We start from the raw sequence: 12,511 nt of genomic DNA on the forward strand, positions 1-12,511 counted from the left end.
GCCAGTCAAATGACCGGTACCCTAAAACTATGCTGTTCAACGAGCCATTCGGTGGCGTGATCCCCGGCCCGCAAGGAACGGTGCTGGCAGTACTGCTGCGCACCGACGCTCCTTTGACGGGACGGCAGATTCACGCGATGGTCAGCGACCGGCACAGTCTCTGGTCGGTTCAGGAGGCGTTGAAAGCTCTGTTTCAACTTGGCCTGACACATACCCAGTCCATCGGGCGGGCAACCGTCCACACCATCAACGAAGACCACTACTTCACAGCGCCACTCCGCGCTCTGCTTGATCCGATGGCATCCTTGACAGACACCGTGCGACACAGCGTCGGCGATAGCGTGGAGGCAGTCATCCTCTTTGGCTCCCTCGCCCGCGGCGAGGCCCATTCCGGTAGCGACGTTGACCTCGCGGTGATCGCACCATCCGGCTGGGATGGCCGCACCGAACTGGAAGATGCCGTTCTCAGCCGCATCGGCAACGACTGCGAGATCCTTGTTTTTTCCCGTTCCGAGTTCACACGCCTCGCAGCAGCCCGGGAACCCGTCGTCGACAAAATCCTCACCGATGGCGTTCCCCTGGTCGGCTCAATTCCACGGGTCGACAGGACTAAAGCCGCATGATGGCCACATCTGAACAACACAACCACGCCAGGAACTTCCTCAAGAAGGCCGAGGAGTACCTTGCCTCGGCAGAAGACAATGTCGCCGCTGAGCGGCACACTCCCGCAGCCGGCGACGCCATCCATGCTGGCATCAGCGCCAAAGACGCCATTGTTACTGCACTCACAGGAACCACGAGCAAGGGCAAAGACCATGCCACCGCCGCCAGAGAGCTCAGACAGGCTCTGGGGCAACGGCCTCAAGCAGCCACGGCAGAGAAAGCCCTCCGCGAGCTTGTCTCCGCAAAAGGCGAGGTGGAATACGGCGTCGCACTCATCACATCGTCGAAGGCCGAACCGCTCGTGCGACGAGCGCAGAGCCTCGTCGCACTCGCTGTCCAGATCGTCCGCCTCGGTAGCTGACCACTGCGGATCACCACGCCTGAGCATCGACTTCCCCACCGCGCTTCCATGGCGAATGCGCCCACCCGCGATGCCCAACACCGCCCATGTCTCATCTAGATGCAGCGCAGCGACACGAGACGCACAGGCGGCGATCGATGACACCCTCGCGAATGAGGTGACGATCGGCCGGAAGTCACCGCGTCGGTAGTCATCGAGCAGGTCGAAGTAGTGCTGCCGGTTGGCTACCAGAGCCGATGCTGGTGGCACGACGATTCTCTCGGTAGCGCCGCGGCGTCGCAGGATGGCGTTGATCAGGGCCCGGCCGACGCGTCCGTTGCCGTCGGCAAAGGGGTGAATCGACTCGAACTGGGCATGCGCGATTCCGGCCTGCATGAATGCCGGCATGTGCGGACGTCATGGTCGAGACATCGATCCGCCGGGTACGTTCGACCTCCGCCATCATGGTGCCCAGCGCCTCGGTAGCCGCCACCATCGGCGGCCGCCGACGAGTTCACCTTGACACCGTGAAGCGCACGAGCGTAGTCATCGATGCAGGCCTCAACATTTTCGATCTTCGGTTCACCTCCATGTGCCCCCTAAACCCGAGTGCGCGGCGGTGACCGTGGCGTCGATGCCCCCCCCAACAGTTGCCTTCGTTGACGAGAGTCGAACACTGTGTTTGGGTTCTGATATGGACCAGATTTGGCGTGCGTTTGGCCACACGATTCCTTTAATCGTTGCGATGTGTTTGATTATCACCACGCTTGCATTTGTCATATATTTGTTCAAAAATAGGCGGTATGGTGTTTTTTCGGCAAGGAGAAGTGCATCTTGGGCTGGCTTGGCGGCGTCAGTCGCCGTGGCGGTTGCCATAACTCTGTCCCCTGGGCACGGAGTGGAGAACCGCACTCTTGAATTAGTTCCGTTCCGCAGGTTGTTCGACGGGTTCGGGCAAGAAATGACCCTTACCCAAATGGCGGCCAACTTCGCGCTCTTCGTGCCGATCGGCATCTTCCTCGCTTTGGCACTACAAGATACTTCGCGGCGGTGGAGCGCAGCAATCCTAGCGGTCGGGTTTCCGTTGATGATTGAGATAACTCAATACCTGTTTGTCCCTGGGCGAGTCGCAGCAGCTGAAGACTGGATCGTCTGCTCGGCGGGTATCTTTGTTGGTCTGGCTCTAGGCTATGGTGGCCGCCGAATGGCGACATCCGCCTCGGCCATGCACCGGACATCGCCGCGAACTCCGAACGCGTAGCGAAGACCGGTTCATTCACCCGGCGGCCGGTACCAGGGCAGCGCATACCGCCACCAGCGGTGTGCCGGTTGTGACCGGCGCGAGTCGCCGGATGAAAACAACGTGGCCGTCGCGGGCCGCCGTGATCTCGCTGATGGTTCTGCCCATGAAATCGAGCACCCTGCCGAGGCGGTCACCTGTGCGGACCGACGCAAGAAGCTCAACGTCGGCGACGAAGTGGCCGTCGCGGTCGGCGGCAACGAAGCTGTCCGTGTCGCCGGGGCCGTGGAGTCGGAGCCGAATGGGTGGGCCGGGTTGAGCACAACCGTGGGGCAACATCCCCCACGACTCCGCGACTCGCAGGACCCCGGTGGTGTAACTCGACACCACCTTCTCCGACAACACCCCGCCGACCGGTGACTCCACGTACATCGCGGGGATCCCCCGTTCGGCTGCGATCGTGAGTGTGCGTCCCGCACCGAGCGTCGGGTGCGTCCACACGACGTCGAAGCCGAATGCCGTAGCCATGGCCGTCGAAGCATGCCCCACGGCGCTGCCATCGCCGAGCGCTCCGGCGAAGAGCGGCAGGTCCGCATCCTGGCTAGAGGTATGCAGGTCGATAAGTCCATCGGCATCGGCGATGACCTCATCTGTCAGAAGGGCTGCCAAACGTTCGGTCGGGGTCCCGGCAGGATCGCCGGGAAACGTGCGGGCCAGATCGAGACCGTCCGCGGGGCCGGTCCGGCTGAAGGCGGCATAGGCGGCCTCGTGGACGATACTGATCACGTCCACGAGGCCCGCCTGGAGCGGCCACGGCTGTAGCGTGAGGCGGCCAGCACCCACGATGCCTCCGATTTCGTTGCCGTGGACGCCGCCCAAAACAATCAACCTTGGCCCGGGCCGGCCGGAGTCGAGCCGGTGTCGAGTCACACCCAAACCCGCATCCCGGGGTGCCACCAGGCGATGGCTGGTCCATTTCGTCACCGTTGATACTCCTCGGGCCTCATACCCGGCTGGCTACCAGCCGGGCCGCTGCCACCAGCTTGATCGCCGCTCCGCTACTGACCTGGTCTGCACGCTTCCCCTTATCGACGAGTCTGATGAAACGGTCGAAGCCATCGACCACCACGTCGTCACTTTCGGCGCGTTGCATCAATCTTCCGATCTGGGTGACCTGCGCCCGGAGTGTGCCGGCGAAGCCCCGTTTGATGTCACCGGACTCGGTGAGGTCTCGTACCAACGCCATGAGGTCGGCTACGGTCTGCTGGCTCACCTGTTCAGCGGTGACCGCACCTTGAATCCACGATGCCGGCAAGTCGAACACGCGCCACTTTTCGTTTCTCACCCGATCGCCCATGACGCCGATCGACTCGGTGCCGCGCCAGTGATTGAAGACGTAGACACCGTCGTATCCAGCGCGGTAGAACTGATTCGCGCGCTCTCGATACATATCTGCGGTCATCCTGCTGCGCACGACACCGCTGGAGTAGCCGCGCTTGATCAACTCCTGTTCCAGGAGAGTGAGGTCGCTACCGGACAGGGTATGAGTAGTACCGCCATACAAGCTCACATTCGTGCCTGCCACGATGTCGGCAAATTCGTCGACATTATCCCAGAACTGCTCATGGGAGATGTTAGACGGAACCAGAACGTCAATCAGTTCTTGATCCACCCAGGCAGCAATGTCCAGACCATACGCAAGCGCATTGGCATGTGGCACCCGGGCTATGATCGTCTTTTCCGGGAGCAGCGCTCTTATCTCTTGAACCACGCTGGTTACTACGTCTGCCCGGAACTGCTGCCAGCGCTCACTCCCCTCGGGTGTCACCTCGGTCCGAGCATCTGTTCCATACTGCTGAAAGTACGCGTCCAGGAGATCGGGCTCCCAGCCAATAAGCTCGGGATACCGGCAGAAGTCCATGTCGATTCCGTCGACGTCCGCCATGTTGGCTAGTTCGACGAGGACATTCTTTATATAGGTGCGGAACTTGGCGAAACTGTAGCTCATACGAGCAGCGTTCGTCGTACCGTTGTAGTTTCTAAAGAGAGAATCTTGATAGTCGTCCCAGATATTTCCGTTATACCAGGGGTACGATGCCATGGAATAGAACGTGTCCATCCGCAAACCAGCGAACGCAGCCAAGCCATGGTGCTTCGCCCGCGCGGCCACCACTTCGAGCGGCACGATGTCGTTGTCGACATAATCGAGGATGGTTTGCATAGCGACCTTGTCGCCGTCACGCATGAGGTCTTCTTGTTCAGGTGTGAGTGACGCATAAGGAACGCCCGCATACTCACTAGTGTGAGTGAACAAGAAGGTGGTACCAGCCGTCCAGGTCAACGCTTCGACGTCTGAGGCGGCATAGATGTCCACCACTTGCTCCTGAAGCTCGGGTACGGTCTTGTAACGCCCCTCGAAGAAGTCCGATAAGCCGTCGTTGTTGTACACCACTCGCTTCGCCGCTGGGCCTTCGTCAGGCTCCGCTGCGAGCGCGGTCTCATCGGCAGTCAGCCCGACGACCCGGATGTAGGCCATCCGCGTCTGAGCTTCAAGGACGGGGGCAATGATGAGCGAATCGCCCGTGAATTGCCCGGTCCAGGCTTCAACCTCACCCAATGCACGCTGCCCGAACGCGTGGTCCGGGTCGAATTCCGGAGCATCGCCGATCTCTATGATCCGGGCCTGGCCGCCGACCTCTACCGAGAATTTCTCCGTCCCTGTGAGGTATCCGACATACACGCTTAGCCAGCCATTGAGGCTGAGCGGCACTACTAAAGGTTCGGCCGACTCGGTGCTGTCCAGGAATAGCCCGGTCTCGTCACCGCCATCGTATTCGAATGTTCCTAGATTCCATCCCGCAGCGACGGCATCAACTCCATCTTCGGTCTGACACTGATCGATGTCCTTCAACAGAGACACCATTTCCGGCACCGCTGAAATGGTGGATCCCGCGCTGACTACCTCTGCCTCGTCCGGGGCTTTCCAGCGACGCTCAGGCCTCGACAAGAGCTCCGATCCGCGGCTGAGGGAACACACGATGCCAAGCTCGCCGGTGTGCCCCGCGGGGTCCAGCTCTGCCGACACGTGGCTCGTGGTGGGTGTTGTGGTGAGCTCGGCAATCGATTCATCCCCGCTCAACGAGTAGTGCAGAGCCAGGCTGCCGGTGGAAAGATCGCGCGGATCGACGTCGGAGAGCCCAACAAGGGTGGCAAGTCCCCTGCTGTCAGACGCTGGCAGTACGGTGACGGTCGCGATGTCGGGCCGATACCAGGCGGTGGCAACATCGCGGGAGAGTTCAAGACCACTGAGGTAAATCTCCGTCGGACCGGACGGCGGCGAGCTCGGATCCAAACCAAAACGAAGTTGATCCGGCTCGGTGGTCGACGTGCTGATGTCGGTATCGTAGGCCGCGACTTTCTGCCCATCGAGCTCGAGGAAGAAACGTCCGAGCCCGTCTACACCCAGCTGCCACCGGTGGAACCTTTCATCTATGGGAACGACGCCATCAAATGTGTCTCGGGTGCCAAGTGCGCCGTTGACTATTGACACACAGTCGGAGTCGCCGTAGACGACGTCGTACTTGCGACCTCCGGCAACCACCGAGAGGTGAAAGCCGTATTCTCCATCGCCCGCGGATTGCAGGCTCGCGACCTTGGCCAAGAAGCGGAGGGACCAGGTGCCTGAGCCGAGCTCGACGGACCGCGTCGCACTCACCGACGTGGGCGTCCGGCCCATAGCAGGCAGGGCTGCGTGAGGTGCGCACCCGGGTACGTCGCCGCCCACATCGCGCACGCAGGCCAGACCCAGCCGACCTGCTGCAGGAACAGATCAAACAGATCATCATCGAAGACCAGCTCGCACCGGGCGACCCGATGCCCACCGAGCTTGACCTGATCGAGCGTCTCGATGCGGGCCGAAGCTCCATCCGCGAGGCACTCAAAGCCCTCCGGGCCACCGGCATCGTCGAGATCCGGCACGGTTTCGGGACGTACGTGGGGCAAATGTCACTGTCGGGGATCGTGGAAAGCCTCGTGTTTCAGAGCAAGATCGCCCTCTCGGCGGGTGAGCAGGACCTACGGCACCTCGTCGACATTCGAGAAGTCATCGAACACGGCATGCTCGCCAAGCTCATCGAACTTCCCGACCCGCCTGATCTCAGCGCCGCAGCGGAGGTCATCGAGCAGATGAAGAAAGAGGCGAAAGTCGGCCATATCCATCCGGAAACCGACCGGTCCTTCCACGAGGTTCTCTACCAGTCGCTCGAGAATTCACTACTCGGTCCGCTTCTAGGCGCCTTCTGGGACGTATCCAACCGGGCGGGCAGTACTTACTACGGGCCGACACAGGAGTCGCCCTCGGACACCGTCCGCCACCATCAGGCGATCTACGACGCGGTGAGGCGCCGTGACCTGTCGGCTGCCCGCACCGCCATGACCGAACACTTCCACGGTGTCCGTGAGCGCCTCGGCTCGCGCCGCTGACTCCTCGCGATACGCCTTCACCCAAACACGGAGCGGATATGTTGCACCATGCCCTGCCCATCGGCATCGTCACCCCACTCGTCGCCATGACGAGCACGGACGGGAAACCGGACGAGGACGCTGTGCGCGCCCTGATCGACCGCCAGGTGGCCGGCGGTGTGCGGGCGGTCCTGGTTAATGGCTCAATGGGCGAACTCGGCAATCTGACGGTAGAGCAGCGCATCACGATGACCGAAACCGTCGTGCGCGCCGTAGCCGGCCGATTGCCGGTCTGGGCAGGTGCGGCCGGCCTGGGCACTGCTGAGACCGTGGAGAACGCCATGGGGTCCACGGCTGTCGGCGCCGACGCGATCTTGGCATTGCAGCCCCTGTTCTTCGATCTTTCGGACTCTGAGCTGGAGCGCCACTTCACGGCCGTAGCCAGCGCTATCGACGTCCCCCTCCTGGCGTACGACGTCCCTCAGCGCACCCCTCGAAAACTCCCGGTACAGCTGACGGCAAAGATGGCTCGCGACGGAATCATCCAGGGGGTCAAAGACTCCTCGGGAGACCTCACCGCCGCCCGTGAGCTCACCCTCGCCACCGACGACATTTCCCACTTCGCGCGCTACATGGGGACCGAGATCGCGATCGACGCAGCCGTCACGCTGGGTTTCCACGGCTCTGTTCCGGGCTTGGCCAACATCCTTCCCGCGGTAGGTGCAGCTATCGACAGCGCAGCCCGAGAGGGCGACTTTTCAGCGGCCGCGCAGTCCCAGGGTATTTACGCTGCCCTGCTCAAGCTGCTGAACATTCCGCTCGCCGGTGCGGGTGGTATATCGGTCGCCGCGGGTGCCTTCAAGGCGGCCGTCAATCACGTCCTTGGCCGCGCCCACTCTCCGGCTATGCCGCCACTCACCCAGCCGGACGCCGAGTTCCTCAACTCGATCGCGGCGGTCGTCGACCCGCTGTTGACCTCACCCGACGGCTAAGAACCCGCGCGGGGTTGGGCGCCGGCCCGGTGTCCGGGGGCGGGCGGGGGTTGTGAGGTGTAGCGGTGTCCGGTGGGGGTGGTGGTTTCCACGATGTGCCGGTACGGGTCGACCAGCCGGATGGTCCAGCCCGGCATCTGTTTCACGTAGTTGCCGCGGGCGCAGGTTCCTCGCCCGTTGGCCGGGGTGGTGGGCCCGCCGTGGGTGTAGGGGTAGATGTGGTCGAAGTGGCGGATCGGTGCATCGCAGAACGGGTCCCGACACATCCCACCATCACGGTAGGTGAGCAACCGGGCTAGGGTGCCGTCGAACCGACGCCGTTTGGGGTCGCAGTCGGTGATGATCCCGGCGGCCGGGTCGGTGAACAACCGCCGCAGGAAGACCCGCGCCCGCCCCACGTCATCGCCATGGTCATGGTTGTCACGGTCATGGTTGTCACGGTCATGGTCGTCACGGTCATGGTGGTCACCGGCGCGGCGGTCTGCGGCGCGACGGGCGATGTCCCGCGCGGTCTCAGCAGGGATCGGCCCGTACCCGAGCAACTCCGCAGCCTCACCCCCACCACTGCCACCGGCGCCGCCGTTGCCGCCGAGCAGTGAGGTGTCGGTCATGACCAGGCCGATCTCGGCGGATACCGCGTTGGCGGTGGCCTGCCCGGTGACGCGTTCGACGAGGGTGTCGGCCATGATCTGATCCCGCGAACGCTCATCACCGCCGGCGGCGATCACCCCGTCAGCGTGGCGACGCAACGCCGCATAAGCCGCGACCCCTTGTTCACAGGGCAGCAGCGCGGAGAACACGGTCATGGTGTCCGGCGCCGGGCGGATGCTGACCCGGCGGTCTGTGCGTGCTCGGGATGCCCGGGTGACCGCGGCGGCCGGGTCGGCTTCGATGGCGTAGCGCCGAGCCAACCCCCGAACCCGACGCACCCCAATCCCGACCACCTCACCGGCCAGGCGAGCATCAACCCGACGCCGCAGCTCCGGATCCAGGTGCGAGGTCTCATCCACCACCACCGTCGCAGCGAACTCAGAAATCTCACCCCGCCGCAACAGAGCGAAAGTCCCCGGAAGATCACACCTCAACGCCCGGGCCCGACCCAGCTGACGCGCCGCCGACGACGGTGAGGTCCTGGTAGCCAGGCCGATCTGTTCCGGCACCCCCCGCAAAGCATGCCGCTCAGCAAACCCCATCCCACGCCGGGCCGCACGCTGCGACTCGGCGAAGCGCACCATCACCTCGAACTGCGCCGCCGCCGCGGCTGCCTTCAACCGCTCCAACCCAGCCAACACATCCACCCGCGCCGCATCATCCTCGACGACGGCGGACAGCTCAGCCAGCCGGGACACCATCACCGCGACCTCACCAGCCACCCCACCTTGGCCGGCCACCGCGCCAGCGGCCCCGTCCTGGTGGTCCACCACTGTGGGACCGTCCACCACACGTACGCCCATGGCACCCACCCCGCGCATCACACCGGCTCGACCATCACACCGGCTCGTTCATGCGTTCGATTCTACCGCCACAACAACGAGCAACACAACCGGCCACGCAAGGTAGATCCGCGCTTTGTGGTCTTCGTGATCGACACCCTTCGGCCTTGCTCACGACACGCCGCGAGACCACCCACCAGTCACCCGAACCAGCCGAACCGGCCGAACCGGCCGAACCAACCGACAGAGGTTAACGCCAAGCTAAGAACCCGCGCGTTCCAGCTCGGCGTGATGATGGACGATGCGCCACCGGTCGGTGCGGCGAAGGACATCGGTGACGCGGTGCACCACTGGCGCCGCCGCACCTTCCAGCTCAACCCGTAGCAGGGTCCGGACCAGCGCGGTTTCACCCCACACGTCCACACCGATCACCTCCGGGGCGACACCGAGCACGGTGGGCCCGGCGGCGCGATCGGCCGCTCGGCGGTCGCGCAGGTCGTCCAGGGCCGGCAGGCCGCGCAACAGCTCGGGTGCGTCGCTCTCCCAGATGGTGATGGCCGGATCGAGATGAGCGTCGAAGGCGGGGCGGTCGCCGAGGCTGCGGTAGAGCGAGGCGATCACCTCGGCGACCTCCGCGCGGGCGGGTTCGGTCGCCACGTTCTCGGTCATCTCACGCTCTCCTCTCCCCCGTCAGTTCGGTGAGTCCCGCACGCAGCGGCGCCAGCCCCATCGGCCCGAGCTCCAGCGCCGCCGAGTGGAAACCACGGAGGTCGAACCGGTCGCCCCAGGCCCGCTCCGCGTCACGTCGCACCTGGTACCACAGCCGGGAACCGACCTTGAACGCCAGCGCCTGGCCGGGCCACCCCAGATAGCGATCCACCTCGAAACGTGCGGTCTGCGGGTCGACGCCGGCCACCCGGTGCAGCATCCGCACACCACGTTCCGGGGTCCAGGTCTCACCCTCGACGAAGCCGTTGCCGGCCGGAATCGGCAGCTCCAGGTGTAACCCCAGGTCGATCACGATCCGGCAGGCCCGCCACAGTTGGGCGTAGATCTGGCCAAGATGCTCACCTGGATCGTCCAGCAGGCCGATCTCGGCGGCCAGTTGCTCGGCGTAGTGTGCCCAGCCTTCCGCGTAGCCGTGGACGTGGCACAGGTACCGCTGCCACGGGTGCAGATCGACCAGGCCGTGGGTGATGGCGTACTGCAGATGATGGCCAGGGATCCCCTCGTGGTGCAGGGTGCTCACATGCCGCCAGGTTGCGACGTGATCGGTACCGTCGGGCACGGTCCACCACACCCGGCCGGGACGGGTGAGGCCCGCGTCGGGAGGTGTGTAGTACATAACACCCGACGCAGCGGTGGTCATCCGGGCTTCGACCAGCCGGGTGGCCGCCGGGATGTCGAACCATTTTCCGTTGACGGCGTGGGTGACGGCGTCCAGCCGGTCCTGCAACCATGCCCGCAGCGGCTCCCCCGTCGCCACCTGGCGGTCCGGGTCGGCATCGAGCACCGCTGATGCGGCAGCCGGGTCCGCCGAACCGCAGATCTCGGCGGCGAGTTCTCGCGCGCGGCCGTTGAGCCGGGTTATCTCCTGCCAGCCCCAGCTGTACAACTCGTCGAGGTCGACGTCGGCGCCGAGGAACGCACCGGCGGTGACCTGATACACGTCCCGGCCGACGGCATCACGAACCGGCGCGCGGGGCACAAGAACTTCCCGCAGCCATCGGGCGAACTCCGCCGACGCCTCGGTGGCCGCACGTGCCGCGACTACCATCTCCGCAACCGGGGCGTCGGCCGGGCAGCCGTCGGTCAGCCCACCGTAGAAGTCAGCGGCCACCCAGGCGTCCACCTGGCCGGCGAAGATCTCCACCTGACGGCGGGCGACCACGTCTCCACGATCCGCTGCCGCCTCAAGCGTCGCAGTGTATTCGCGCAGCGCACGCGGCACCGCACGGAGGTTGTCGAGCACTACCCGGCAGTCCTGAGCCGACACCCGCGGCAGGTTGTCGAACACCTGACGGAGCAGGTGTACGGGGGTGGCGAGGGGCGCCAGCAACCGCCGGGTGAATCCGACCTCGTCGAGCGCGGCATCGCTGGTGAGCCGTTCGGCCAGGGCGAGTCCAAGTATCCGGTCGGGCCGGGTGACCGAAGCCTGCGTCTCCGCCGTCTCCTGCTCCCAGCGGCGAACCTGCGCCAGGCTCGCCTTGACCAGCCGGTCACGTTCGGCGAACGCATCCGGCCCGAGCGGCGGGACCCGGACGGTGGCCTCGTGGCCACCTGCCTCCGCCGCAACAGGATCCAGCGGGGCCAGACCAGCCAGGTAAGCATCCGCGATCCCCCGGATTCCGGCGGCGCCGGTCATGCTGGAACCTCGGCGACACCGGTGCCGTGTTCGATGCCCAGTTCGGCCCGGACCGCTGGCAACACCCGGGTGCCGAGTAGCTCGATGCCGCCGGCCCCGGTAAGCCCGTGCGGGGTGCCGAATTCGACCCTCGCGGCGCCCGCCGCCGCGAGGGCCAGCGTGTGTTCGGCCACCTCGTCCGGGGTCCCTGCGAGACAGAACAGATCCAACACCTCTCGCGGCAGAAGCTGACCCGCCGCGTCGGCCTTACCCTGTGAAACCAAGTTGTGGATCCGGGTAAGCAGGTCAGGATCGATCTCGGCGGACCGGTCCAGCCCGGCCACCACGTCCACGTACATCGCCACCTCACGTCGGGCCAACGCTCGCGCCGCGTCGCCATCGTCGTCGACGACGGTGACCGCACCGACCGCTACTCCGACGTGTGCGCCGCCGGCGGCGTCCAGCCAGCCGCGCATCCGCCGGACCATGGCTGGGTTGGCGCTGCCGCCGATCTTAACCTCCTGCGCCACCTCGGCGGCTACGGCGGCGCCCCGTGGACCCCAGGTTCCGATCATGACGTCGACGTCGCGTCGCAACGGCGAGTAGGCCAACCCGACGCCGGGATCGAGCCGGAACACCGAACCCTCGAAACCAGTCTGGTCGCCGGCCAGCAGCGCCCGGGTGACCCGCACGGCCTCAGCCACCGCCGTCACCGGTTTCCGCTGCTGAACCCCGAGGCGTGACAGCCACGACCCGCGGGTGATGCCGAGCCGGGCGCGTCCCCCGCTCGCGGCATCGAGTGCCGCGTGCTGCCCGGCGATCTCCACCGGGTGGGTGAGATACGGGTTGAGGCAGGCCGGCATCAGCGAGATCCGGCTGGTCGCGGCGGCGGCCTCCAGGAGTGCGGGCAGCGGGGGCTGGAATCCGAGGTCGGCGTAGACCGACAGGCCGTCGAAGCCAAGCTGTTCGATTCTGCGCGCCGCTGCCGCGTAGTCACCGAGGGCCTTGTCCGACTGCACCGCTACCGTGATCCGCATG

The 12,511-nt window shown here is 65.0% G+C and carries 11 protein-coding genes and 1 pseudogene; 5 read left to right on the forward strand and 7 right to left on the reverse strand.

Going from position 1 to position 12,511, the window contains the following annotated elements:
* The first annotated feature begins 29 nt into the window (after positions 1-29).
* Both G8760_RS10550 and G8760_RS10555 read left to right on the forward strand, forming a co-directional pair.
* Positions 30-623: a nucleotidyltransferase domain-containing protein gene (locus tag G8760_RS10550; RefSeq protein ID WP_166350630.1), complete on the forward strand. Its 594-nt coding sequence runs from the start codon at positions 30-32 to the stop codon at positions 621-623.
* The gene (locus G8760_RS10555) at positions 623-1,024 is read left to right on the forward strand and encodes a hypothetical protein (RefSeq protein ID WP_166350632.1); all 402 of its coding nucleotides are present in this window, start codon (positions 623-625) and stop codon (positions 1,022-1,024) included. Before G8760_RS10550 ends, G8760_RS10555 begins: the two co-directional genes overlap by 1 nt.
* Positions 1,025-1,351: 327 nt before the next feature.
* Here the strand turns inward: G8760_RS10555 and G8760_RS31090 are convergent.
* A pseudogene (locus tag G8760_RS31090) lies at positions 1,352-1,411 on the reverse strand (hypothetical protein); the annotation flags it as partial.
* 286 nt (positions 1,412-1,697) lie between these two features.
* On the opposite strand from G8760_RS31090, the gene G8760_RS10565 reads away from it, so the two are divergent.
* On the forward strand, positions 1,698-2,264 hold the full coding sequence (locus tag G8760_RS10565; protein ID WP_166350634.1) for a VanZ family protein: 567 nt from the start codon (positions 1,698-1,700) through the stop codon (positions 2,262-2,264).
* Between the two features lie 15 nt (positions 2,265-2,279).
* Here G8760_RS10565 and G8760_RS10570 read toward each other — a convergent pair whose 3' ends face one another.
* Both G8760_RS10570 and G8760_RS10575 read right to left on the reverse strand, forming a co-directional pair.
* Positions 2,280-3,227 carry a succinylglutamate desuccinylase/aspartoacylase family protein gene (locus tag G8760_RS10570; RefSeq protein WP_166350636.1) on the reverse strand — a complete coding sequence of 316 codons (948 nt, stop codon included), beginning with the start codon at positions 3,225-3,227 and terminating at the stop codon, positions 2,280-2,282.
* 19 nt (positions 3,228-3,246) lie between these two features.
* Positions 3,247-5,958 (reverse strand): FIMAH domain-containing protein, encoded by a 2,712-nt coding sequence (locus G8760_RS10575; RefSeq protein ID WP_166350638.1) that lies wholly within the window; start codon positions 5,956-5,958, stop codon positions 3,247-3,249.
* A gap of 41 nt (positions 5,959-5,999) precedes the next feature.
* Here G8760_RS10575 and G8760_RS10580 point away from each other — a divergent pair, with 41 nt between their 5' ends.
* Together G8760_RS10580 and G8760_RS10585 are read left to right on the forward strand one after the other, a co-directional pair.
* A complete protein-coding gene (locus G8760_RS10580; RefSeq protein ID WP_166350640.1) occupies positions 6,000-6,725 on the forward strand; it encodes a FadR/GntR family transcriptional regulator in 726 nt (241 codons plus the stop codon).
* A gap of 38 nt (positions 6,726-6,763) precedes the next feature.
* Positions 6,764-7,696, forward strand: coding sequence for a dihydrodipicolinate synthase family protein (locus G8760_RS10585; protein WP_166350642.1), 933 nt, complete (start codon positions 6,764-6,766; stop codon positions 7,694-7,696).
* On the opposite strand, the gene G8760_RS10590 is transcribed toward G8760_RS10585, so the two are convergent.
* From G8760_RS10590 to G8760_RS10605, 4 genes are all read right to left on the reverse strand, one after another.
* Positions 7,693-9,150 carry an HNH endonuclease gene (locus G8760_RS10590; RefSeq protein WP_166350644.1) on the reverse strand — a complete coding sequence of 486 codons (1,458 nt, stop codon included), beginning with the start codon at positions 9,148-9,150 and terminating at the stop codon, positions 7,693-7,695. The two genes, G8760_RS10585 and G8760_RS10590, sit on opposite strands and share 4 nt — an antisense overlap.
* A 240-nt stretch (positions 9,151-9,390) precedes the next feature.
* Complete coding sequence (locus G8760_RS10595) at positions 9,391-9,798, reverse strand: nuclear transport factor 2 family protein (protein WP_166350646.1); 408 nt, start codon at positions 9,796-9,798, stop codon at positions 9,391-9,393.
* Position 9,799: 1 nt separating this feature from the next.
* Entirely contained in the window at positions 9,800-11,494 is a 1,695-nt protein-coding gene (locus G8760_RS10600; RefSeq protein WP_166350648.1) for a DUF885 domain-containing protein, read from the reverse strand.
* The gene (locus G8760_RS10605; protein ID WP_207782222.1) at positions 11,491-12,510 is read right to left on the reverse strand and encodes an LLM class flavin-dependent oxidoreductase; all 1,020 of its coding nucleotides are present in this window, start codon (positions 12,508-12,510) and stop codon (positions 11,491-11,493) included. The genes G8760_RS10600 and G8760_RS10605 overlap by 4 nt, the downstream gene beginning before the upstream one ends.
* Position 12,511: the final 1 nt, after the last annotated feature.

It is taken from the genome of Phytoactinopolyspora limicola (assembly GCF_011320225.1).
Lineage (GTDB): Bacteria > Actinomycetota > Actinomycetes > Jiangellales > Jiangellaceae > Phytoactinopolyspora > Phytoactinopolyspora limicola.

Bases quoted from the DNA above. Each gene is read 5' to 3' on its own strand.
- G8760_RS10550 (WP_166350630.1), top strand. From the start codon at position 30: ATGCTGTTCAACGAGCCATTCGGTGGCGTGATCCCCGGCCCGCAAGGA.
- G8760_RS10555 (WP_166350632.1), top strand. From the start codon at position 623: ATGGCCACATCTGAACAACACAACCACGCCAGGAACTTCCTCAAGAAG.
- G8760_RS10565 (WP_166350634.1), top strand. From the start codon at position 1,698: ATGGACCAGATTTGGCGTGCGTTTGGCCACACGATTCCTTTAATCGTT.
- G8760_RS10585 (WP_166350642.1), top strand. From the start codon at position 6,764: ATGTTGCACCATGCCCTGCCCATCGGCATCGTCACCCCACTCGTCGCC.
- G8760_RS10590 (WP_166350644.1), bottom strand. From the start codon at position 9,150: ATGGGCGTACGTGTGGTGGACGGTCCCACAGTGGTGGACCACCAGGAC.
- G8760_RS10595 (WP_166350646.1), bottom strand. From the start codon at position 9,798: ATGACCGAGAACGTGGCGACCGAACCCGCCCGCGCGGAGGTCGCCGAG.
- G8760_RS10600 (WP_166350648.1), bottom strand. From the start codon at position 11,494: ATGACCGGCGCCGCCGGAATCCGGGGGATCGCGGATGCTTACCTGGCT.
- G8760_RS10605 (WP_207782222.1), bottom strand. From the start codon at position 12,510: ATGCGGATCACGGTAGCGGTGCAGTCGGACAAGGCCCTCGGTGACTAC.